Genomic DNA, 20,918 nt, shown 5'->3' with positions numbered 1-20,918 from the left:
GGGGTCAGCGCGGCGCGGGGGAGTCAGGGGCGCAGCCGCGGAGGGTGTGGGCGATGACGTGTTCCAGGTCCCTGTCGAGGGTCGCGCTGGGCAGGGTGACGCTGACCGCGAGCCGCGCGAAGCCGTTGAGGGTGCTGAAGATCGGGATGGCGATGGCTTCCAAGGGCCCTTCGCGGACCTCGCCCCGGCGCTGGGCGTCCGTGATGAGTTCCGCGGCCAGGCCCCCCATGCTCTGGGAGGCCTTGACCAGGGCCTCGGACGCCTCCGGGTCGTGCTTGACGGCGAACATGAGGTCGAGGAGTTCCGCGTTGGCGGTGGCGAAGCCCACGTAGGTGCGGGCCAGGGCGCCGAGCCGGTCGGCGAAGGACTCGCCCGCGGTGTCCTGCGACGCGGTCAGGGTGGCCAGGAGCCGTTCGAAGCCGGCCAGGGCCAGCGCGTCCAGCAGGGCCTGCTTGTCCTTGAAGTGCCGGCTCGGGGCCGCGTGGCTGACGCCCAGGTCGCGGGCCAGTTCGCGCAGGGACAGGGCGCCGGGGCCCTTCTCCGCGAGGGTTTCCTCGGCGCGGGTCAGCAGTGCGGCGCGCAGGTCTCCATGGTGGTAGCGGCGAGGGCGGGTCTGCATGCCCGACAGTCTATCCGGTATGTAACCGGCGACTACATTGTTGGCGCTGTCAGCTTTGTTGGCATCGTCATCATTGTTGTCGTTGACATCATTGTTGTCGACGTCTACATTCAGGGCATGGCTACCAAGCACTCGGCTGACCGGAACACCAAGTGGAACGCGAGCGACATCGGTGACCAGCGCGGCCGTACGGCCGTGGTCACCGGCGCCAACAGCGGGCTCGGCATCGCCACCGTCGACGCCTTCGCCCGGGCCGGCGCCCATGTCGTCCTCGCCGTACGGGACCCTGAGCGCGGCGAGGCCGCCGCCCGCACCGTCAACGGAAGCGTCGAGGTGCGCCGACTGGACCTCGCGGACCTCGCGTCCGTGCGCGAGTTCGCCGCGTCCTGGCGGGGCGAACTCGATCTGCTGATCAACAACGCGGGCGTCATGAACATCCCCGAGGCCGGCACGAAGGACGGCTTCGAGATGCAGTTCGGGACCAACCACCTGGGGCACTTCGCCCTGACGAACCTGCTGCTGCCGCACGTCACCGACCGGGTGGTCACCGTGTCCTCGGGGGCGCACAAGATGCCCGGCACCCCCCGCATCCACTTCGAGAACCTGAACCTGACCGGCGAGTACTCGCCCGTCGTCGCCTACAGCCAGTCCAAGCTCGCCAATCTGCTGTTCACCCTGGAGCTCCAGAGCCGGCTGGCCGCCGCGGGTTCGTCCGTACGGGCCCTCGCCGCGCACCCCGGCTGGGCCGCCACCGGTCTCCAGAGCCGGGACGCCAGCGTGCTGCGGCGCACACTGATGGCGGTGGGCAACCGGTTCATCGCCCAGGACAACAAGGCCGGCGCCCTGCCCACGCTGTACGCCGCGACGCAGGACCTGCCCGGCGCCAGCTATGTGGGACCCGACGGGTTCGGCGAGATGCGCGGCGCGCCGACACTGGTCGGGCGCTCGGCCGCGGCCAGCGACCCGGTGTCCGCGGTCCGCCTGTGGGCGGCCTCCGAGGAACTGACCGGCGTCACCTTTCCCCGGCTGGAATCCGAGCAGAGCCAGAGCCGGACCCCGCAGACCGTCTCCGTCTAGGTCCGGCCCGCCGCACAGGACACCGGACAAGGCCGACAAGGCCTCTGCCGACGGGGCCTGGGTCGGCAGAGGGCTGGGTCGACGGGGCCTGGGCCCACAGGTGCTACGAGCGGGCCGCGCCGGGGTGCAGCCGCACCCACCCCGCCCATGCCGACGTGATCATGTCCTGGACGTCGTACTTCGCCTTCCAGCCCAGTTCCACCGCGATGCGGTCGGCGGAGGCGACGACGCGCGCCGGGTCGCCGGGGCGGCGCGGTGTGGTCACCGCGGGACGGTCGTAGCCGGTGATCGCGTTGATCTTGTCGATCATCTCGCGGACGGAAACGCCTTCCCCGCGGCCGATGTTGAGGGTCAGGTCCCGCCCGGGCGAGGCCTCGAGGGCGCGAGCCGCGGCCACGTGGGCCTCCGCCAGGTCCACCACGTGGATGTAGTCCCGGACACACGTCCCGTCGGGCGTCGGGTAGTCGTCACCGAAGATGCGCGGCGGCGCGTCCTCCGTGAGCTTCTCGAAGACCATGGGGACGAGGTTGAAGACACCGACGTCGGCGAGTTCGGGGGTCGCCGCCCCCGCCACGTTGAAGTAGCGCAGCGACGCCGTCGACAGGCCCGTGGCGCGGCCCGTGGCACGGACCAGCCACTCGCCCGCCAGTTTCGTCTCGCCGTACGGGCTCATGGGGGCGCAGGGGGTCTCCTCCGTCACCAGGTTGACGTCCGGCATGCCGTAGACCGCGGCGGAGGACGAGAACACGAAGGAGCCGACGGACGTCGCCGTCGCCGCCTCCAGGAGAACCCGCAGGCCCTCGACGTTCTCGCGGTAGTAGTGCAGCGGGAGGTCGACGGACTCACCGACCTGCTTCTTCGCCGCGAGGTGGACCACGCCGGTGATCGCGTGCTCCTCGATCGTGCGGGCCAGCAGTTCGGCGTCCAGCGTCGAGCCGACCACCAGCGGTACGTCGGCGGGGACCCGCTCGGCGATGCCCGTGGACAGGTCGTCGTAGACCACGGCCTGCTCGCCCGCGTCCCGCATCGCGCGCACCACGTGCGCCCCGATGTAGCCGGCGCCGCCGGTGATCAGCCAGGTCATGAACGGTCGTCCCCTCGGGAGTGTGATCGGTCTGAGCTCGGTGTGAGGTCGGTGTGAGATCGATGTGTCGGTGTGACCTCAGTGAAGCAGGCGCTTGAGCCGACGGCGAACCACGTCGGTCATCCCGCGCAGTCCGGGCGCCAGACGCAGCGCCAGCGCCCCCGCATGGGTGCGGTACGGCTGCACCAGCAGGATGCCGTACCGCAGGTTCGGGACCGCGTGGCGGCGCAGCAGGCCCCCGCCGCCGACCGCGTGCGCGGTGACGTCCCGGCTCGAACCGTCACGGTAGTGGACCCGCAACCGCAGGTCCCAGGTGCCCGAGTCCAGCGCCGACAGGTCCACCGGCAGCTCGCCCGACCAGGTGGCCCGGTCCGCGTCCGGTGTCAGCTCGACCGGCAGGCTCAGCCCGGTCCGGCCCTCGTCCCGGTGCGTGAACTCCACGTCCGCCGAGGCCGGACCGGCCTCCGCGAGCCGTCCGTACAGGTCGTGCAGGCGCAGCCGCAGCCGTGCCGCACGCGCATGGGGATGCAGTTCCGCGTCGACCGCGGCGGGCAGCACATGCGCGGGGCGTCGCAGGTAGTGGTCCAGCGTGACCTGGGGGAGGGCGTCCGACCAGACGGGCGTGCCGTCGGCGGCACGGGCGTACGGCGGGCGCAACCGGGCTGGCCGGGCGGCGAGTTCCTTGAGGCGCGGCAGGTCGCGGGGCTCTTCGGAAGCGAGCACGACACGGGCGATCAGCCGGCCGGGGGCGGTCGGGTTGACGGTGAAGTCGCTTGCGTCGAACGTCGACAGGTACGTGCGCGTGAGCTCCCACCAGGCCTGCCGGTAGTCGGCGTCGCGCAGCTCCAACTCGCGCGCGTACATGCGCAGTTCATGGTCGAGGAACTTGGCGTTGGCGGCCCGGGCGAGCTGCTTCTCACCGGCGCCGAGCAGGATCTCGTAGGCGGTGTGGTGCGCCTCGGTGCGGGAGCGCCAGTTCTCGATGTCCGCGCGGTCCAGCGAGATCGACAACTGCTGGGCGCCGCGCCGCACATGCCACACGTACACCGTGTCGGGGATCAGCGCGATGCGCGGCCCGGCGGCCAGCACGCGCGCGGTGAACACGAAGTCCTCGTAGGGGTGACGGCCCTCGGGGAAGCGGATCGCGTGTTCACGAAGGAAGTCGGTTCGGTACAGCTTGTTGACGCACAGCGTGTCGTGGACCAGACGGGGCCGCTGCGTCGGGTGGGGGATCAGCGCGGGCTTCGCGTACAGGTCGCGCTCCCAGGGGACCTCGCGGCCCGAGGGCAGTTCGCGGCGTACGCACAGACCCGCCGCGACCTCCGTGCGCTGTTCCCGCGCCGCTTCGAGCAGCGCGTCCACGGCGCCGGGCGGCAGCACGTCGTCGCTGTCCAGGAACATCACGTACGGGGCGCTCGCCGCGTCGATCCCGTCGTTGCGGGGGCTCCCGCAGCCGCCGCTGTTCTCCGAGCGGCGTATGACCTTCACGCGCGGCTCATCGGCGGCGAGGCGGTCGAGGAGGTCGGCGCTGCCGTCGGTCGAGCGGTCGTCGACGGCGAGCACCTCCAGGACGGCCGGGCCCTGAGCGAGTGCCGAACGCACCGCGTCCGTCACGTGGGCGGCGTCGTTGTAACCGATGACGACGACGCAGACCTGCGAGTGGTGAGGTTTCATAGGATCCACGGGCCGAAATCGTAGGGCTTGACAGTTATTTTCCGTTAAGAGGTACTTAGTGTCCGGCCCGGAAGACGACGGGAAGCGGGCGTGGGTTCCTTTTCTCCGCGTCGTTTTTCGGCCGATCCACCACGACCACGGGAAGTCCGGAGTGCCAGAGCCGGGTGAAGGACAGCACCGCCGCGGCCGCCAGCAGACCGTTGCGGATGAGCATGAGCGAACAGCCCGTCCAGGTGCTGTCGATGACCTCCCTGTACAGGGCAGGGTAGGCCACGGAGCTGACCGCCGTCGCCGCGACGACGAGCGCCGCCACCGGGCGCTGTGTGGTGTGCCGCGAGGTCAGGCACACGGCGGCCAGACCGAGCAGCCACACCATGTACTGGGGGCTGATCACGCGGCTCGTCACCGTGAACATCAGCACGGCGGCCAGCGCGGCGTCGTACGGGGTCGCCGCCGTCCAGTGCCGTGCGCGCACCCGCCACAGCAGCAGGAGCGCGAAGGAGACGGCCGTCAGGCCGAGCGAGAGGGTCGCGACGGTCTGGACGTAGGGACCCACGAACTCCATCGCGCCGTACTGGTAGCGCACGCTGCCCGGCCAGCCCGCGTGGCGCGCGAAGCCGAGCACCGTGCCGCCGAGCGACTCGATCTGTACGCCCCGGCCGCCCTGCTGGCGCAGGAAGTCGAAGGGGTCGCTGAAGGCCGTCGCGAGGACGGTGAGCAGGGTGACCGCCGTGAGCGCCGCCGACGTCAAGGCCTCCCGGGTCGTACGGCCCCGGGGCGTACCGATGAGGACGAGCGCGGGCCAGACCTTCACCAGGGCGCCGAGCGCGGCGAACGCGCCGCCCACGCGCGGGGAGCGCTTCAGCGCCAGCAGGGAGACGACGGCGAACGCCGTGACCTGTACGTCGTAGCGGGCGAGCGGGATGTGCAGCAGCAACGGCAGGCCCAACGTCCACAGTGCCGCGCCGCGCAGGCTGCGGCCGGGTCTGCTGCCCGCGCGTGCCAGGGCCAGCACGATCACGGCGTCCGCGAGGAGCGTCAGGGCCACGAAGGCCTGCAGGTACGTCAGGCCCGGCAGCAGCCCGGGCGAAAGCAGTACGGGGCCCGCGCCCGGCGGGTACTGCCACAGCCGGTCGCCCGCCGGATAGGCGCCGTGCGACAGGGTCTCGTACCAGCGGAAGTAGAGGTGACTCGCCTCGCGGGAGACCCCGCCGCTGCCCAGCACGGAGAGGTCGTCGTGCGCGAGCAGCCACAGCATCAGGGCGCGGGTCGCCATCCAGGCGGCGGCGAGGGGGAGCAGACGGGATCGGCCTCGGGGGCTCAGGTAAGCGCTCATCAAGCCCGGATCGTAAGCTCTCGGATGCCTCACGAGAACTGATACGACATCAAAGGTTAACGAAGGTTAGATAATAGTAAGAAATGGGACATGGGGGTAAGCGTGTTAATGAAACGGTCCGGAGCCGGCCGTCAGGAGGCTCCGGAGGTCTCGGCCGAGCCCGTGGCGCGGGTCGTCGCCGTGGTCCTGCCCGTGCTCGTCATGCTCACGCTCGGGCTGTGGAGGCTCGACCGCGGGGGCATGTGGCGTGACGAGGCGGCCACCTATCAGGTCGCGCGGCGCTCGGTTCCGCAGATCTGGCATCTGTTGCATCACGTCGACGCGGTGCACGGCCTGTACTACCTCTTCATGCATCTCGTCCTCGCCCCGGCCCCCGGCGAGGTCGCTCTGCGCCTGCCCTCGGTCGTCGGCGCCGCCGCGACCGCGGGTCTCGTCGCCGCCCTCGGGATCCGTCTGTGCAACCCCCGCGTCGGCCTCTGGGCGGGACTGCTGTACGCGGTCACCCCCCTGACCGGGCACTTCGCCCAGGAGGGCCGCTCGTACGCCCTGGTCGCGGCCGGGGCGACGGCGGCGACCCTGCTCCTCGTACGGGCCCTGCGCGGGGGCAGGGGCTGGTGGGCGTACGGCGTGACCGTCGCCGTCACCTGCCTGCTGCACGAGTTCGCCCTACTCCTCCTGCTCGCGCACGGGACGACCCTGGCGCTGACACGGATGCCGTGGCGGGCGTGGTGGCGATGGGGCGTCGCGGCGGGGGCCACGTTGCTCGTCCTGGCGCCGCTCGCGCTCGTCTCCCACCGGCAGGCGGCGCAGGTGGCATGGCTGGCGGTGCCGAACCGCAAGAGCGTGGACCACCTGATGCACGCGTTTCTCAGCCAGGCCCAACTGGTGTTCGTGCCCTACGTGTTCCTGATCGCACTCGCCCTGTGGCGTCCGTTCCCGCGGCGCGGCGAGGTGAACCTCGTGTCGGTCGCCCTGCCGCTGCTGCTGGTCCCGCCGGCGGTCCTGATCGCGGTCTCCCGCTTCCGGCCGCTGTACGACGAGCGGTATGTGCTCTACGCGCTGGCGGGGGCGCCGCTGCTGGCCGCGGCGGGGGCGGAGCGGCTGGCCGGGTGGGTGTCCCGGTTGCCGAGCGCCGCGGTTCCCCGCCTCGTCGCCCTCGCCGGTGTCCTCGCCATCTCCCTCGTCCTCGCCGTCCAGTTCCCCCTGCTCCGCAAGGACCGCGACCCCGCGCACCGTCCCGACAACCTCGCCGCCGTCTCCGCCGCCGCCGGTCGCGAACTACGGCCCGGCGATCCGGTGTTGTACCTGCCGTCGCTCGCACGTCGCTCGGCGCTGGCCTATCCGGCGGGCTTCCGCGCGGTGCGCGACGTCGCCCTGAAGACGTCCGCCACAGCGTCCGGGACGCTGTACGGGACGGAAGTGGGCCCGCGCGAACTGCGCAGCCGGCTCGAGCGGCTCGACCGGGTGTGGCTCGTCTGTGAACCGTTCGTGTTCCGGCCGAACTGGCATCCGGACACCTCGGTCGCGACCGAGGAGACCAAACGCGCCGTACTCGCCAGGGAATTCACCCTGCGCGAGCAGATCGTCCGCAGGGGTGTCACCCTTCGTCTGTACGTGCGCCACCGCTAGGGCCTGTCCGGCGGATCGGGCCCTAGGAGACGTCCGCGCCGGCCGCGTCCAGGGCCGCGGGGTCGAGCGCCGCCGCGTCCAACGCCGCCGTGAGCCGGTCGAGCCGCGCCTGCAGCTCCCGGATCTCCTCGAGGTTCGCGCCCGTCGCCGCGGCGATCCGACGCGGCACGCGCAGCGCACGCTCGCGCAGGGCCGTGCCCTCGTCCGTGAGGTGGACGTGCACGGAGCGCTCGTCCACCGCACTGCGCTCCCGCCGCACCAGACCGGCCGTCTCCAGCCGCTTGAGCAGCGGGGACAGCGTCCCGGAGTCGAGCCGCAGATGCTCGCCGACCTTCTTCACGGGCAGCTCGCCGTGCTCCCACAGCACCAGCATCACCAGGTACTGGGGGTAGGTGAGCCCGAGGTCCTTGAGGATCACCCGGTACACGCCCCCGAAGGCGCGCGAGGCGGCGTTGAGGGAGAAGCAGATCTGCTGGTCGAGACGGAGGTAGTCCCCGTCGGACGGGGCCTGGGTGCTCGGGGTCGGCATGGCGGTCATGACTCCAGGATAGCTCTTGCCCGCCATTGAGTTGTGCGCAATTGAATTGCGTGCTCTAATTGGGGCCGTGAGGCGGTCGGACCGGTCGCCCCGGCAATACCTTGACTTGAGAGGGATGGTTTTCATGGACGCGCTCTACACCGCTGTCGCCACCGCCACCCACGGCCGCGAGGGTCGCGCCGTCAGCTCCGACGGCAAGCTCGACCTGCAGCTGGCCATCCCGGTGGAGATGGGTGGCAGTGGTCAGGGCACCAACCCCGAGCAGCTGTTCGCCGCCGGCTACGCCGCCTGTTTCGCCAGCGCCCTCGGCCTTGTCGGCCGCGCCGCGAAGGTCGACGTCAGCGAGGCCGCGGTGACCGGCGAGGTCGGCATCGGCAAGCAGGGCGAGGGCTTCGGCCTGGCCGTCACGCTCCGCGTCGAGCTCCCGGACTCCGTGGACGAGGCCACCGGCCGCAAGCTGGTCGAGCAGGCCCACCAGGTCTGCCCCTACTCCAACGCCACCCGCGGCAACATCCAGGTCGAGCTCGTCATCGAGTAGTTCGGGAGCGAGTGGTCCACAGGTGGTGACGCCGCTCAGTACCCGCGCCCCGTCCGGGGCGCGGGGCTGTGACATGTGCGGCTCCGCCGCGTGGGCCCGACCGGCCACGGGCGACGCGCACCCCGCGCATCACCCGCGGCCTTTCTGCCCACTCCGCGGAGCGACCCTCGCGAGGACCTCGCCCGTACGCCGGCTCCAATCCACCACCGTCGCCTCCTCCGGCACCCGACTCCACCGCGTCAGCAACAGCCATCGCACGTGATAACGCCGCACCACCGCGGAGCGCCGCGCCCGCGTCGACGCGGGGTCGAGGTACCCCCGGACGGCCGCGAGCCGCCGCACCCGCTCCCCTTCGTCCAGTCCCGCGTCCGGCCACACGGGCGCCGCCAGATTCGGGCCGTAGCCCGGGATCAGACGGGGGGCGTAGTACCCGTCGGCGATCACCACCTCGCCGGGCTTGATGTGCCGCGCCGCCCAGTCGTACGAGGGCCATCGCGGCGGCTGGTCGAAACTCACCGGATCGAGTGAACGCGGTACGACGGCACCGGCCTGCACCGTGAGGAAGCCGACGCAGGCGCCGACGGCCGCCACCGTCCCCAGCGCTCGCCGCCACACCGGCCACGGCCGCGCCGCCGCCAGCTCGATCGCGAGCGCGAACTGCGGCGCCACGAGCGCGAGTCCCAGGATCCTGCCGTAGGTGTAGTGCCCGCTGACCCAGCCGTACGCCACCGCCAGGCAGTCCAGCGCGAACATCAGCACCAGTGGGTCCCGCCAGGAGCGCCGCGCGCGCAGCCACAGTGCCGGTACCCCGATCAGCGCCAGCCAGTAGTGCCCGGGCACCCCCTCGTACAGCCGCCGGTGCATGGCGTCCATGCTGTGGTCCCCGGGCAGCGTGAGGACGTCGAAGTACGGCCAGAGGTGGGCGACCATCAGCGCGGCCGCCCCCGTGATCGCCCACCGGGCCGCCACGGCCGCCCGCCATCCCCGCTGCCACCCGGCCACGAACGCCACCGCCCCGAGCGCCGCCGCCGACGCGGTGATGGGGTGGACGAGCAGGATCAGGCCGTAGAGAACGCCGAGCCCCTTGTATCCGGACAGGCTCCGCAGCCCGCTCGGGCCGACGTACCGGACCGGGCCGCCGATCCCTCCCGCGAACGTGCCCGTGAGCGCCCAGGCCCAGAAGGTGAGTCCGATGGCGAACGTCGACGGATAGCCGAGGTTGCCCGTCATCGACATCAGTCCGAGGTAGCCGCTCGACCAGGCCCGCTCGGTGCCCCACAGCAGCACCATCGCGAGCAGCGCGCACACCGGTGTCCAGGGGCGGCGGGGCGCCAGGACGCGCACGAAGCGGCCGATCCCCGTCAGCAGCACCAACAGGTTCAGCGGCGCCGAGAGCCGGACCACCTCCCAGCCCGCGAGGCCCGTCAGCCGGGCGAAGGCGCCCTGGGCCACGGTGTACGGCGAGTAGAAGGGGCTGCCCTCGCCCGGCAGGTCCGCCGTCGGATGGGCCGGATGCAGGAGGTTCGCCTTGAGGCGCTCGACGACCGCCGCGTGCTGGCCGAAGTCGCAGCACATCGGCACCCGCCAGGAGGCGAGGCACAGCAGCAGCCAGAACAGCCCGCCGAACACCTGATAGGGCGTCGGGCGCCAGGGGGCGCCGCCGCGCAACGCGGTCGCGCCACGGGCGGTCCGCCGGACGGGGAGGCCGACCTCGGTCTGAGCTGTTCGGGTCATTTGTCGTATATGCCCACCGAAGCCCACGGCTTTGCCGAACTTCACCTCATCGAGCGACTCCGGCGTCCAGTCCGGCGCCCGTCCCGGCGTCCATCGCGGTCTTCGGCCCCGCGTCCGTCCTCGGCGGGCCCGGCACCGTGTCGGGCCCCCGCACCCGCGGCCGTACGACCTGTTCCAGCAGCAGCGGAAGTCCCACCACCGGCAGCACCCACGCCAGCACGATCAGCCGGTCGCCGTAGATGTTGATGTCGGGGTGTCCGGCCTGGTTGAGGACGCCGGTGAGCGCGCCCGCGACCAGGAACACCCCGAAGTCCGGACGCTGTCGCAGCGCGCCCCAGGCCCCGGCCAGCAGGGCCGTCGGGAAGAACGGCTGCCAGAGCTCGCGACGCAGCCACTCCACCCAGAAGTTGACCTCCAGGTGGAGGAGATCCGACCACGGACGGCTGCGGTCGGGCCGGGAGAAGTGGGCCGTGAGCAGGTCCTGGAGGGACTCCGACTCGGACGGGTAGCCCAGTACCTTCGCCGCGAGCAGGGTGACGGCGACCCCGCAGGCCGCCACCACCCCCACCTCCCGCAACGGCCGTGCGAGCCTCCGCAGCGCGCAGGCCCTGTTCCTCGGGCTGTGCCTGGCGGGCGCCTGCGCGGTGCTCGGCGTCCGGCGCGGCGGGCTACGGCAACCGTGCTTGACGGCGAAGAGCGCGGCCAGGGACCCGCCGACCAGCGCGGTCGCGGCCCGCGTCCGGCCCTCCAGAGCGAGTGCACAGCCCCACAGCGCGGCCAGTGTCAGGGTCAGCAGCAGGCCCTCGGCCATGGGTCGTATGGAGGTCGTGCCGCACGGCAGGACGTAGAAGAGGGCCTGTCCGGTCAGGGAGGCGACGGTGGGGGCGCGCAGGGTGCGCAGCACCAGGAAGGCGAGTACGCCCCCGGCGACCGTGATGAGGACGCTCGACGTCCACAGGCCCCACTTCACGCCGAGGACGGTGATGAAGGGGACCAGGAAGACCGGGTAGCCGGGGCGCGCCTCGAAGATCCGCATGAAGCGCGGCGGTATGAACGGCACGGTGTGGCCCGCCGTCTGCCCGGCGCTCAGCCGTTTCGACACCCACCCCCACTGGTCGCGCCGGCACTCCTCGACGACCCGCCGGGCGGGGCTCGGCTCGCGGAAGTGGACGACGTTGACGCTCTGGTCGCGGCGCGCGACGGACGCACGCCCGGCGCAGACGTAGTCGATGGTGGCCGCGGCCGCCTCGTGCTTGTTCGCGCCGCGCAGACTCAGGGCGTACGAGAGGTAGTTCTTGGTGTCGGGGGTGTCGCGGCCGGTGACGTTCGCGAGCTGGAGCAGGGCGAAGGCGGCGGCCAGGACGGCCACCCAGAACCGGGGCGGGCGCTGCTTCACGAACGGGCCGACGACGGTCATGAGGGCGCTCGCGACGACGTGAGGACGTCGTGTCCCGCCTGCGCGGGCACCACCGCCACCGGCACCGGGTGCTCCACGCGCTCGCCGAGCATCAGCGTCCGTACCACCCGCTCGGCCGCCCGCCCGTCGTCGAACGCGCAGAACCGCGCCCGGAACCCGGCCCGCAGCCGCGCCGACTCCTCGTCCCGCCAGGACCCGGACGCGAACAGCCACGCCAGCTCCCGGTAGGAGTGGGCCACATGGCCCGGCGCGTCGGCCGTGATGTCGAAATACGCGCCCCGGCTCGCGGCGTACGCGCCCCAGTCGTCCGCGTGGATCACGATCGGCCGGTCCAGGTTGGCGTAGTCGAACATCAGGGCCGAGTAGTCCGTGACCAGCACGTCGGAGGCGAGCATCAGGTCCTCGACGTGCGGCTCGTCGGTCGCGTCGAGCACGACCCCGCGCCGGTGCAGTTCGGACAGGCCCATCCCGCGCGAGGGGCCGTCCGTGAGCGAGGGGTGCAGCCGTACCAGGAGGGTGTGGCCCTCGCCGAGGTCGTCGGCGAACCGGGCGAGGTCGATCCGGTCGACGAGGCCGCCGCGGACGTAGTCGCGGCGCGTCGGCGCGTACAGCACCACCCGGTGGCCGGCCGGGATGCCGAGGCGGGCGCGGACCGCCGCACCGTCCTCGGGCCGGGCCCGTACGAGGACGTCGTTGCGGGGGCTGCCGGTGCGCAGCGAGGTGAAGTGGCACGGGTAGGCGCGGTCCCAGACCAGTTCGGAGTGGCGGTTGGCGACCAGGCTGTAGTCCCAGCGGTCGGCGCGGCGCAGCATCTGCGGCACGTCGAAGCCGTGCCGGGCGCCGGGCTTGTCGCGCAGGTCGGCCCCCATGTACTTCAGCGGGGTGCCCTGGTGGGTGTGCACATGGACGCTGCCCTCGCGCTTGACCAGGGTGCCGGGCCAGTTGACGTTGTTGATCAGGTACGTGGCGCGGGCGGTGACCCGGCGGTAGCCGAGCGAGTCCGGCAGGACGTACTCGACGCCGGGCGGCAGCTGCGTCGCCTGGTCCTCGCGCACCACCCACACCCCCCGGACGTGCGGGGCGAGTTCGCGCGCCGCGTGGTAGATCGCGCCCGGGTCGCCGAGCACGCCGCGGTGCGAGAACGCCGAGTACACCGCGAGATCGGGGTCCAGCGGCCGGTGTTCGTGCGCCGCGGACCAGCCGCTCTTGACCCGGGTGGCCGCCACCTTGCGCACCTGGAGCCCGCGCCGCCCGAGTTCCGTGCCGAGTCGGCCGGACTTGCTCCGGGCGAGGTAGGCCACGTAGCCGCCCTGGAGGACGCGCAGTTCGGGCGGCACCGGGCCACCGCCGTTGTGCTTGCGGAAGAGCGCGGCCGTGCGCCGGAAGAACTCGCCCTTGTCGGACGCGGGCAGCCGGTCCGGCTTGGCGAGGATGTCCAGACAGTGTTCGCCCATCTTGCGGTGCAGGAAAGGGCGCCAGCTCGACAGCCGCGGGCGGGAGTCGACGAAGGCGAAGACGCGCTCGTACTGGTCGTGGATGTCGAAGTGCTTGCGGCTGGTGGTGGACAGGATGTTGCCCTGGCGGCGCTGCCGGTAGTTCAGGCAGATCCGGTCCAGGGTGGCGATCCGCTCCGCGCTGAGCAGGACCGGGAAGGTCCAGGGGGTGTCCTCGTAGTAGCCGGGCGGGAAGGTGAAGCCCTCCCGCTCGACGAACGCGCGGCGGTGGACCTTGTTCCACGCGACCATCAACAGGTCGAGGATCTCCGGGTGTTCGGCGGCCGTGAAGCAGCCGTCGCCGCCCTCGGTCAGCACCTGCGCGAGGACGTTGCGGCGCGTGCCTCCCCACCAGTAGGTGCGCGCGTAGTCGAAGACCAGTACATCGGGGTCGGCCGTCTCGTCGAGGCGGTCGGCCATGGCGCGCAGGGCGCCCGGCGTGAGGGTGTCGTCACTGTCGAGGAAGAGGAGGTAGTCCCCCGTCGCGTACGGCATTCCGGCGTTGCGGGCGCGGCCGAGGCCCACGTTCTGCGGCAGGTGCAGCACCCGCAGGCGCGGCTCGCGGGCCGCGTACTCGTCGAGGATCGCGCCGCAGGCGTCCGGTGAGCAGTCGTCGACCGCGATCACCTCGATGTCGGTGTACGACTGGTCCAGGACCGAGTCGAGGCACTCGCGCAGAAAGCCCTGCACCCTGAAGACGGGGACGATGACGCTGAAGCGGGGCACGTCAGCTCCTTACGAGGGTGGACGCGGCGGGGGCCGGAAGGCGCTCGGCGAGCGGGATCACCGGCGGGATCGCCTCGGGCGGCCGTCCCAGCAGCACTCTGCGGACGACCCGCTCGGTGGCCTGTCCGTCGTCGAACTGGCAGAAGCGCTCACGGAAGGCGGCCCGCAGGGCTCGCGAGGAGTCGTCCGCGTAGGAGCGGTCGCGGAAGGCCCCCGCGAGCTCCCCCGGGGTGCGCACCACCGGGCCCGGCGGTGCCTCCATCAGGTCGAAGTAGACGCCCCGCGTCTCCCGGTAGACCTCCCAGTCGTCCGCGTACACGACGATCGGGCGGTCGAGGTTGGCGTAGTCGAACATGATCGACGAGTAGTCCGTGATCAACGCGTCGGCGGCCAGACAGACGTCCTCCGAGGACCGGTGCCGGGTCACGTCGATGATCCGGCCGCTGCCTCTGCGCCTGCCCTCGTCGTAGAAGTAGTGGGCGCGCAGCAGCACGACGAACTCGTCGCCGATCTCCTCGCAGAAGGCCTCCAGGTCGAGCCGGGACTCGAAGCCGGTGCTGTAGTCGCGGTGCGTGGGCGCGTAGAGGAGGGCGGTCCTGCCCTCGGGGACGCCCAGCCGGGCGCGGACGCGGGCCACGTCCTCGGCGGTCGCCGTGTAGTAGACGTCGTTGCGCGGATAGCCGTACTCCAGGGTCTCGTACGTACCCGGGAAGGCCCGCTCCCACATCTGGGTGGAGTGCCGGTTGGAGGAGAGGTTGTAGTCCCAGCGGTCCATCCGGGTCAGCAGCTTGGCGAAGCTGCCGGTCGCGGCGGCCACGATCGGATACGTCGACTGGTCGACGCCCATCGTCTTCAGTGGCGTGCCGTGCTGGGTCTGCAGATGCACGCTGCCGGGCCGCTTGACGACATCGTCCGCGAAATTGGCGTTGTTGACCAGGTACTTGGCACGGGCCAGCACCTCCCAGGCGCGCGGGCTTCCGATCACCGCGTGGTCGACACCGTCCGGGACCTGGTCCACCGCGTCGGCCTCGACCAGGAACACCGAGCGCAGATGCGGAGCGAGTTCGAGGGCCTTGGCGTGGATCGCGGCCGGGCTGCAGGCGTAACCGCGGCCCCAGTAGGCGCAGTACACGACGAGGTTCTCGTCGAGGGGGAGGCGCAGTTGCGCGGCGTACCGCGCGCGGGCGCTCAGCCGACGGGGGCGCGGCAGTTTTCCCCAAGCTCTCGACTTCGCTCGACCAGGGGGGACCCCCATTCCCGCCCTCGTCATCCGCCGGCTGACGCCGCGCAGCGCGCGGAAGGCGCTGTACGCCCCGGCCGCCAGGAGCCGGTACTGCACCCCGATCCGGCCCGGCGGCGGCCGGAACCCGGCGGGCCGGTGGCGCCGGTAGAGCCGGCCCGCACGCCGGAAGAAGGCCCGGCGCCGATGCAGCGGAAGCCGCTTCGGATGGGCGGCCGACTTCAGCACCGCCGCGAAGAGGTCACCGAACAGCGCCCGCGACCGCTCCACGGACAGCTGCTCCTCGGCCGCCCGGCTCAGCACCAGGTCGACCTGGTCGAGAAGCTGGAACTGGTGCTCGCCCGGCGTGTTCAGGAGGCTGCCCTGCCGCCGCAGCCGATGCCGTACGACGACCTGGCGCAGCACCGCCAGCCGGCCGGCGGCGACCGTCACCAGGCCGCCCCAGCCGAGATCCGTGAAGTGCCCCGGGGGGAAGGCGAGGCGCCGCTCCCGAAGGAACGCCCGGCGGTAGACCGCGCTCCACGCCGGAAGGCCCGCTCCGGTCAGCCGCGGCGCCCGGTCCGGGGTGAACACCCCCTCCGGGGCCTTCGGGAGGGGCGGTGTGCTGGTCTCGACGTCCCACCAGTGGACCCGTTCGTGTCCGAAGTAGAGGACGTCCGCCTCCACGGGCTCGTGCTGGAGTGTGCGGTCCAGGGCGGCCAGCGCGCCCGGCACCAGGACGTCGTCGCCGTCGAGGAAGAGCAGATACGTGCCGCTCGCCGCCCCGGTCCCGGTGTTGCGCGCCCCGCTCAGTCCGTCCGCGGGCGGTGAGTGGACCGGGGCCACCCGGGAGTCCCGCGCGGCGTACCCGGCGGCGACCTCGCCCGCCGGGGAGTCCGGCCCGTCGCAGACCGGGATCAGCTCGAAGTCGCCGAAGGACTGGTCGAGGACCGAGTCCAGTGCGAGGGCCAGTCGCCCGGCGACTCCATGAGTGGGGACGATGATGCTGAAGCGGGGCATTCTGCTCTTTCTCTGCTTACTTCTTTGGTTGCTTCTCGGGCTGCTGCCGGGGCGCCGGTCGGTGTCAGCGCCCGGGCCGCCCGGCGGGGCGCCAGGTGACGGGTCTCGTCGGTGTGGGCCGGGAGGGGCTGGAGGGCATGCCTGCTCCGGTTCAGAGGATCTCGGCGACGGGGACGGGGGTGCCGGGCGCGGGCACGGTGGCCAGGGGGGTCCGGGGACGGGCGGCGGCGGCCGACGGGACCGGGTGGCGCTGCGTGGGCGGCAGTACCCGTGGCAGCCCGGCGCTCTCGCCCAGCACGACATGGCGTACGACCCGCTCGGCGGCGCGCCCGTCCTCGTACGGGCAGAACCGCTCGCGGAACGCGGTCCGCAGCTGGGTCGAGCGGGAGCCGCGCCAGTGGCCGGTCGCGAAGATGTCGATCAGCTCGTCCTCGCTGCGCGCGACCGCGCCCGGCGGGAAGTCCCGCAGGTCGAAGTAGGTGCCCCGGGAGGCCTGGTACGCCTCCCAGTCGTCCGCGTGGATCACGATCGGCCGGTCCAGGACCGCGTAGTCGAACATCAGGGAGGAGTAGTCGGTGACCAGCGCGTCCGAGGCCAGGCAGAGGTTCTCGATGCTCGGGTGGTCGGAGACGTCGATGAGCCGGGCCCCGGAGCGGTTGCTCAGCGCGGCGGCGTACGAGTGGTGGGCGCGGGTCAGGACGACGAACCGGGGGCCGAGCCGGCGCAGGACGCGCTCCAGGTCGAGGGCGAGACGCTGGGTGCGGCGGTAGTCGCGGTAGGTCGGCGCGTACAGGACGGCGACCGTGCCCTCGGGGATGCCGAGGGACTGCCGCAGCCGGGTGACGTCCGTCGAGGTCGCCCGCTGGAACACGTCGTTGCGGGGGAGGCCGTACTCCAGCGTCGTGTACGCGGCGGGGAAGACGCGCTCCCAGATCAGGGTGGAGTGGCGGTTGCCCGACAGGCAGTAGTCCCACTTGTCGGCGCTGCGCAGCAGCTCGGCGAAGTCGGTGTCACGGGCGGCCGCCGGGCGGTCCTGGAGGTCGAGGCCCATGTACTTGAGCGGGGTGCCGTGCTGGGTCTGGATCATGATCTGGCCGGGGCGCTTGACCAGCCGGCGGTCGAAGTTGACATTGTTGACGAGGTACTTGGAGCGGGCGAGCGCCGTCCAGTACGCCGTCGTACCGGGCCGCAGACGGCGCGTCGAGGCCGGGATCGTGTGGTGGTACTCGGGGTGCGCGATCCACGCCGTACGGATGTGCGGGGCGAGTTCGCGGAACGCGGACTCCAGAGCGCCCGGGTTGCAGCCGTGGCCGCGCCCCCAGTAGCTGGAGAAGACGGCGCGGTCGGCGCGCAGCGGCAGGCGGAGCTGGACGCGGTAGTGGAACTGGAGGGCGCCGCCGCGGACCTTGCGCAGCAGTCCCTTGACGCCGCGCAGCGCCTTCTTGTGGGTACTCGTGGCCAGGCCGAGCAGTCGGTACGTGCGGTGGTTGCCGAGCCGTACCAGGGCGTGCCGGAGGCGGGTGCGGGGGCGGACGGCGGCGCCCGGCGCGCGGTAACGGCGGTAGTGGGTGCGGGCCTTGCGCAGGAACTCGGCGCGGGTGCCGCGCGGCAGCCGGCCCCGCTTGGTGAACACCGTGGAGAGGTGGTCGACCATGCGGCGGAACAGGACCGGACGCCACCGCGCCAGCTCCGGGTGCGCGTCGAGATGCGCGAAGACGCGGTCGTACTGCTCGAAGATGTCGAAGTGCTTGCGGCTGCTGGTGCCGAGGATGTTGCCCTGACGGCGCTGGCGGTAGTGCACACAGACCCGGTCGAGGGTGGCGATCGTCTCGGCGGAGATCAGCGCCGGGTAGGTCCAGGGGGTGTCCTCGTAGTAGCCGGGCGGGAAGGAGAGGCCCGCACGCTGGACGAACTCCCTTCGGTACGCCTTGTTCCACACCACCATCAGGACCCTGAGCAGCCCCGGCCGGTCGTCGAGCCGGAAGGGCGCGGGTCCCCGCTCGCTGAGCTGCTCCGCGAAGTGGTTGCGGACGATGTCCCCGTTCCAGTAGGTGCGCGCGTAGTCGTAGACCAGGACGTCCGGTTCGGAGGTCTCCTTCAGCCGGTCGGCGATCGCGCGCAGGGCGTCCGGGGTGAGGGTGTCGTCGCCGTCCAGGAAGAGCAGGTAGTCGCCGGTGGCGTGTTCGAGCCCCGCGTTGCGGGCACGCCCGAGGCCCACGTTCCCCGGCAGGCGGACGGGGCGGACCCGGGAGTCACGGGCGGCGAACTCGTCGATGATCGCACCGCAGGCGTCGGGCGAGCAGTCGTCGACGGCGATCAGTTCGAGGTCCGGATAGGACTGCTCCAGCACGGATTCGAGGCATTCGTGCAGGTACGCCTGAACCTTGTACGCGGGGACGATGACACTGAACCTGGGCAAGGGACATCCATGGGTCGGCGCGGGCATACTGCCCGGCAACGGCCGAAGGGGTGACTTGGTTACGCCAGATGTGGCATACGGGGGATTCTGAGTGAACGCCGAGGGGCGAGCCGGTGTCCGGCTCGCCCCTGATGTGGTTATTTGTCCGGCTACTTCACCGCGCCCGCCATCACCCCGGACACGAACTGGCGTTGGAACGCGAAGAACACGGCCAGCGGGATGACCATCGAGATGAAGGCGCCGGGCGCCAGCACGTCGATGTTGTTGCCGAACTGGCGTACCTGGGTCTGGAGTGCGACCGTGATCGGCTGGCTGCCCGCGTCGGAGAACACCAGCGCGACCAGCATGTCGTTCCACACCCACAGGAACTGGAAGATGCCGAGCGAGGCGATCGCGGGACCGCCGAGCGGCATCACGACCCGTAGGAACAGGCGCAGTTCACCCGCGCCGTCGAGCCGGGCCGCCTCCAGCAGCTCCCGGGGGATCTCCGCGAAGAAGTTCCGCAGCAGGAACACCGCGAAGGGCAGACCGAAGCCCACGTGGAAGAGGATCACCCCGAAGATCGTGCCGAAGATGCCGATCCTGCCGAAGAGTTCGGCGATCGGGATCAGCGCCACCTGCACGGGGACGACCAGCAGACCGACCACCGCCAGGAACCACCAGTCGCGGCCCGGGAACTCCATCCAGGCGAAGGCGTAGCCCGCGAGCGCGCCGATGACGACGACGAGGACGGTCGCCGGGACGGTGATCAGCACCGTGTTCCCCAGGGAACTCGTGATGTCACCGTTCTCCAGGAGCTTCTGGTAACTGTCCACGGTGAGCTGGGAGGGCTCGCTGAAGACCTTCCACCAGCCGGACGCGCTCATGTCCTCCGGTGCGCGCAGCGAGGACAGCAACAGCCCGATCGTCGGCACCAGCCAGAACAGGCCGACGAGAAGGAGGAAGACCCGGACGATCCCGCCGCTGACACCGCTCGCGAGCCGTGAGCCGAGCGACCCTCGGGCCTTGACGCCGGTGACGGGCGCGGGCTTCGTGAGACCGCCGACCTGGTTGGTCATCGTCGTACCTCCCGGCGCAGACGACGCACGTTGAACCACACCACCGGGATCACGAGCAGCAGCAGGAACACCGCGATCGCGCTCGCGATGCCCGGCTGGTCCTCGGAGAAGCCCTTCCGGTACAGCTCCAGGGCCAGCACGTTCGCGTCGTCCTGGGAGGAGCCCGGCGGGATGATGAAGACCAGGTCGAAGACCTTCAGCACGTTGATCATCAGCGTGACCAGGACGACGGCGAGGACGGGCGCGAGCAGCGGCACGGTGACCCTTCGGAACACCTGCCACTCGTTCGCCCCGTCCACCCGCGCCGCTTCGAGGAGCTCACGCGGCACGCCCGCGAGCCCCGCCGCGATGAGCACCATGGCGAAGCCGGCCCACATCCAGACGTAGGCTCCGATCACGGCCGGGGTGACGAGCGACGGGCCGAGCCAGTCGACGCCGTTGTACGGCTCACGGAAGTTGCTCGCCGGGAGCCGGAGTCGAGCCCCGTCGGCCTTGTCGGAGAGCGTGAAGGTGCCGTCGGCCCGAACCTTCGCCGAATCGACGACCTTGCCGTCCTTCACCGCCTCGATCTTCATGCCCGGGTAGCCGAGTTCGCCCGGGTCCACCTGACCGAGCCTGCCGACGCCCTTGCCCCGGGTGAAGTCCTGCCAGGTGGTGCCGGTGACCTTGCCGGGCTCGGACGGTGCCTGTACGGCCTTCTTCGCGCCGCCGGGCATCTTGTCGGGGGCGACGCCGACGAGGGGAAGGGAGACGGACTGCCCGGCGTGCACGGCCTGCTGGGTGAGGAAGCCGCCCTTCTCCGGCCGGAGCGGCGACTGCCGTCCAGGGTGGGCGTTCGGGAACGCCGACGACTCGGCGAAGGTGTCGTGCACCCCCACCCAGACCGCGTTCGCGACCCCCTTGTTCGGGTCCTGGTCGTACACCAGCCGGAAGATGATCCCCGCGGCGAGCATCGAGATCGCCATCGGCATGAAGACGACCAGCTTGAACGCCGTGCCCCAGCGGACCCGTTCGGTGAGGACCGCGAAGACGAGACCGAGCGCGGTCGCGACGGTGGGCGCGAACACGACCCAGATGACGTTGTTCTTGAGGGCGGTACGGATGCCGTCGTCGGTGAACAGCGCCTTGTAGTTGTCGACCCCGGCGAAACCGTCGCCGGACTGGTTGAGGAAGCTGCGGATCAGCGAGTACCCGATCGGGTAGACCACGAGCGCGCCGAGCAGCACGAGGCAGGGCAGCAGGAACAGCACCGCCACGGTCCTGCGGGTGCCGGTCACGCTCTTGCGTGTGCGGGCCGGAGGAACCGGAGCGGTTCCTCCGGCCGTTGCCGACGTCAT

15 protein-coding genes are annotated in these 20,918 nt (G+C 71.5%); 3 read left to right on the top strand and 12 right to left on the bottom strand.

The window, feature by feature from the left end; all coding sequences use genetic code 11:
• Positions 1 to 4: 4 nt before the first annotated feature.
• Positions 5 to 619 (bottom strand): TetR/AcrR family transcriptional regulator, encoded by a 615-nt coding sequence (locus tag AAFF41_RS20205; protein WP_054229613.1) that lies wholly within the window; start codon positions 617 to 619, stop codon positions 5 to 7.
• A 117-nt stretch (positions 620 to 736) separates the two neighbouring features.
• Here AAFF41_RS20205 and AAFF41_RS20200 point away from each other — a divergent pair, with 117 nt between their 5' ends.
• A complete protein-coding gene (locus AAFF41_RS20200; RefSeq protein ID WP_319747481.1) occupies positions 737 to 1,696 on the top strand; it encodes an oxidoreductase in 960 nt (319 codons plus the stop codon).
• 103 nt (positions 1,697 to 1,799) lie between these two features.
• On the opposite strand, the gene galE is transcribed toward AAFF41_RS20200, so the two are convergent.
• The 3 genes from galE to AAFF41_RS20185 form a co-directional block, all read right to left on the bottom strand.
• The gene (gene galE / locus AAFF41_RS20195; protein ID WP_319747483.1) at positions 1,800 to 2,780 is read right to left on the bottom strand and encodes a UDP-glucose 4-epimerase GalE; all 981 of its coding nucleotides are present in this window, start codon (positions 2,778 to 2,780) and stop codon (positions 1,800 to 1,802) included.
• 78 nt (positions 2,781 to 2,858) lie between these two features.
• The gene (locus AAFF41_RS20190) at positions 2,859 to 4,454 is read right to left on the bottom strand and encodes a glycosyltransferase (RefSeq protein WP_343326319.1); all 1,596 of its coding nucleotides are present in this window, start codon (positions 4,452 to 4,454) and stop codon (positions 2,859 to 2,861) included.
• A gap of 55 nt (positions 4,455 to 4,509) precedes the next feature.
• Positions 4,510 to 5,790, bottom strand: a complete 1,281-nt coding sequence (locus AAFF41_RS20185) for a glycosyltransferase family 87 protein (RefSeq protein WP_319748008.1) — start codon at positions 5,788 to 5,790, stop codon at positions 4,510 to 4,512.
• A 108-nt stretch (positions 5,791 to 5,898) separates the two neighbouring features.
• On the opposite strand from AAFF41_RS20185, the gene AAFF41_RS20180 reads away from it, so the two are divergent.
• A complete protein-coding gene (locus AAFF41_RS20180; RefSeq protein ID WP_319747485.1) occupies positions 5,899 to 7,419 on the top strand; it encodes a glycosyltransferase family 39 protein in 1,521 nt (506 codons plus the stop codon).
• Between the two features lie 22 nt (positions 7,420 to 7,441).
• On the opposite strand, the gene AAFF41_RS20175 is transcribed toward AAFF41_RS20180, so the two are convergent.
• Entirely contained in the window at positions 7,442 to 7,957 is a 516-nt protein-coding gene (locus AAFF41_RS20175; protein ID WP_054229617.1) for a MarR family winged helix-turn-helix transcriptional regulator, read from the bottom strand.
• A 124-nt stretch (positions 7,958 to 8,081) separates the two neighbouring features.
• Here AAFF41_RS20175 and AAFF41_RS20170 point away from each other — a divergent pair, with 124 nt between their 5' ends.
• Positions 8,082 to 8,495, top strand: a complete 414-nt coding sequence (locus AAFF41_RS20170; protein WP_319747488.1) for an organic hydroperoxide resistance protein — start codon at positions 8,082 to 8,084, stop codon at positions 8,493 to 8,495.
• 129 nt (positions 8,496 to 8,624) lie between these two features.
• Here AAFF41_RS20170 and AAFF41_RS20165 read toward each other — a convergent pair whose 3' ends face one another.
• The 7 genes from AAFF41_RS20165 to AAFF41_RS20135 form a co-directional block, all read right to left on the bottom strand.
• Positions 8,625 to 10,229 (bottom strand): hypothetical protein, encoded by a 1,605-nt coding sequence (locus AAFF41_RS20165; protein WP_319747490.1) that lies wholly within the window; start codon positions 10,227 to 10,229, stop codon positions 8,625 to 8,627.
• A 46-nt stretch (positions 10,230 to 10,275) separates the two neighbouring features.
• A complete protein-coding gene (locus AAFF41_RS20160) occupies positions 10,276 to 11,646 on the bottom strand; it encodes a hypothetical protein (RefSeq protein WP_343324368.1) in 1,371 nt (456 codons plus the stop codon).
• Entirely contained in the window at positions 11,643 to 13,865 is a 2,223-nt protein-coding gene (locus tag AAFF41_RS20155) for a bifunctional glycosyltransferase/CDP-glycerol:glycerophosphate glycerophosphotransferase (protein ID WP_319747495.1), read from the bottom strand. The genes AAFF41_RS20160 and AAFF41_RS20155 overlap by 4 nt, the downstream gene beginning before the upstream one ends.
• A gap of 1 nt (position 13,866) precedes the next feature.
• Positions 13,867 to 16,104: a bifunctional glycosyltransferase/CDP-glycerol:glycerophosphate glycerophosphotransferase gene (locus AAFF41_RS20150; protein ID WP_343324367.1), complete on the bottom strand. Its 2,238-nt coding sequence runs from the start codon at positions 16,102 to 16,104 to the stop codon at positions 13,867 to 13,869.
• 151 nt (positions 16,105 to 16,255) lie between these two features.
• On the bottom strand, positions 16,256 to 18,523 hold the full coding sequence (locus AAFF41_RS20145) for a bifunctional glycosyltransferase/CDP-glycerol:glycerophosphate glycerophosphotransferase (protein WP_319747499.1): 2,268 nt from the start codon (positions 18,521 to 18,523) through the stop codon (positions 16,256 to 16,258).
• 149 nt (positions 18,524 to 18,672) lie between these two features.
• Positions 18,673 to 19,581: a carbohydrate ABC transporter permease gene (locus AAFF41_RS20140; protein ID WP_319747501.1), complete on the bottom strand. Its 909-nt coding sequence runs from the start codon at positions 19,579 to 19,581 to the stop codon at positions 18,673 to 18,675.
• Entirely contained in the window at positions 19,578 to 20,918 is a 1,341-nt protein-coding gene (locus AAFF41_RS20135) for a carbohydrate ABC transporter permease (RefSeq protein WP_319747502.1), read from the bottom strand. Before AAFF41_RS20135 ends, AAFF41_RS20140 begins: the two co-directional genes overlap by 4 nt.

The organism is Streptomyces mirabilis (assembly GCF_039503195.1).
Lineage (GTDB): Bacteria > Actinomycetota > Actinomycetes > Streptomycetales > Streptomycetaceae > Streptomyces > Streptomyces mirabilis_D.
Note: the sequence above shows the minus strand (reverse complement) of the source record. Positions and strands in the feature narration are given on the sequence as shown.

What these genes read in the sequence shown, in the direction of transcription:
- AAFF41_RS20205 (WP_054229613.1), bottom strand. Translation starts at nt 619, where the DNA reads ATGCAGACCCGCCCTCGCCGCTACCACCATGGAGACCTGCGCGCCGCA.
- AAFF41_RS20200 (WP_319747481.1), top strand. Translation starts at nt 737, where the DNA reads ATGGCTACCAAGCACTCGGCTGACCGGAACACCAAGTGGAACGCGAGC.
- galE (WP_319747483.1), bottom strand. Translation starts at nt 2,780, where the DNA reads ATGACCTGGCTGATCACCGGCGGCGCCGGCTACATCGGGGCGCACGTG.
- AAFF41_RS20190 (WP_343326319.1), bottom strand. Translation starts at nt 4,454, where the DNA reads ATGAAACCTCACCACTCGCAGGTCTGCGTCGTCGTCATCGGTTACAAC.
- AAFF41_RS20185 (WP_319748008.1), bottom strand. Translation starts at nt 5,790, where the DNA reads ATGAGCGCTTACCTGAGCCCCCGAGGCCGATCCCGTCTGCTCCCCCTC.
- AAFF41_RS20180 (WP_319747485.1), top strand. Translation starts at nt 5,899, where the DNA reads ATGAAACGGTCCGGAGCCGGCCGTCAGGAGGCTCCGGAGGTCTCGGCC.
- AAFF41_RS20175 (WP_054229617.1), bottom strand. Translation starts at nt 7,957, where the DNA reads ATGACCGCCATGCCGACCCCGAGCACCCAGGCCCCGTCCGACGGGGAC.
- AAFF41_RS20170 (WP_319747488.1), top strand. Translation starts at nt 8,082, where the DNA reads ATGGACGCGCTCTACACCGCTGTCGCCACCGCCACCCACGGCCGCGAG.
- AAFF41_RS20165 (WP_319747490.1), bottom strand. Translation starts at nt 10,229, where the DNA reads ATGACCCGAACAGCTCAGACCGAGGTCGGCCTCCCCGTCCGGCGGACC.
- AAFF41_RS20160 (WP_343324368.1), bottom strand. Translation starts at nt 11,646, where the DNA reads ATGACCGTCGTCGGCCCGTTCGTGAAGCAGCGCCCGCCCCGGTTCTGG.
- AAFF41_RS20150 (WP_343324367.1), bottom strand. Translation starts at nt 16,104, where the DNA reads ATGCCCCGCTTCAGCATCATCGTCCCCACTCATGGAGTCGCCGGGCGA.
- AAFF41_RS20140 (WP_319747501.1), bottom strand. Translation starts at nt 19,581, where the DNA reads ATGACCAACCAGGTCGGCGGTCTCACGAAGCCCGCGCCCGTCACCGGC.
- AAFF41_RS20135 (WP_319747502.1), bottom strand. Translation starts at nt 20,918, where the DNA reads ATGACGTCGGCAACGGCCGGAGGAACCGCTCCGGTTCCTCCGGCCCGC.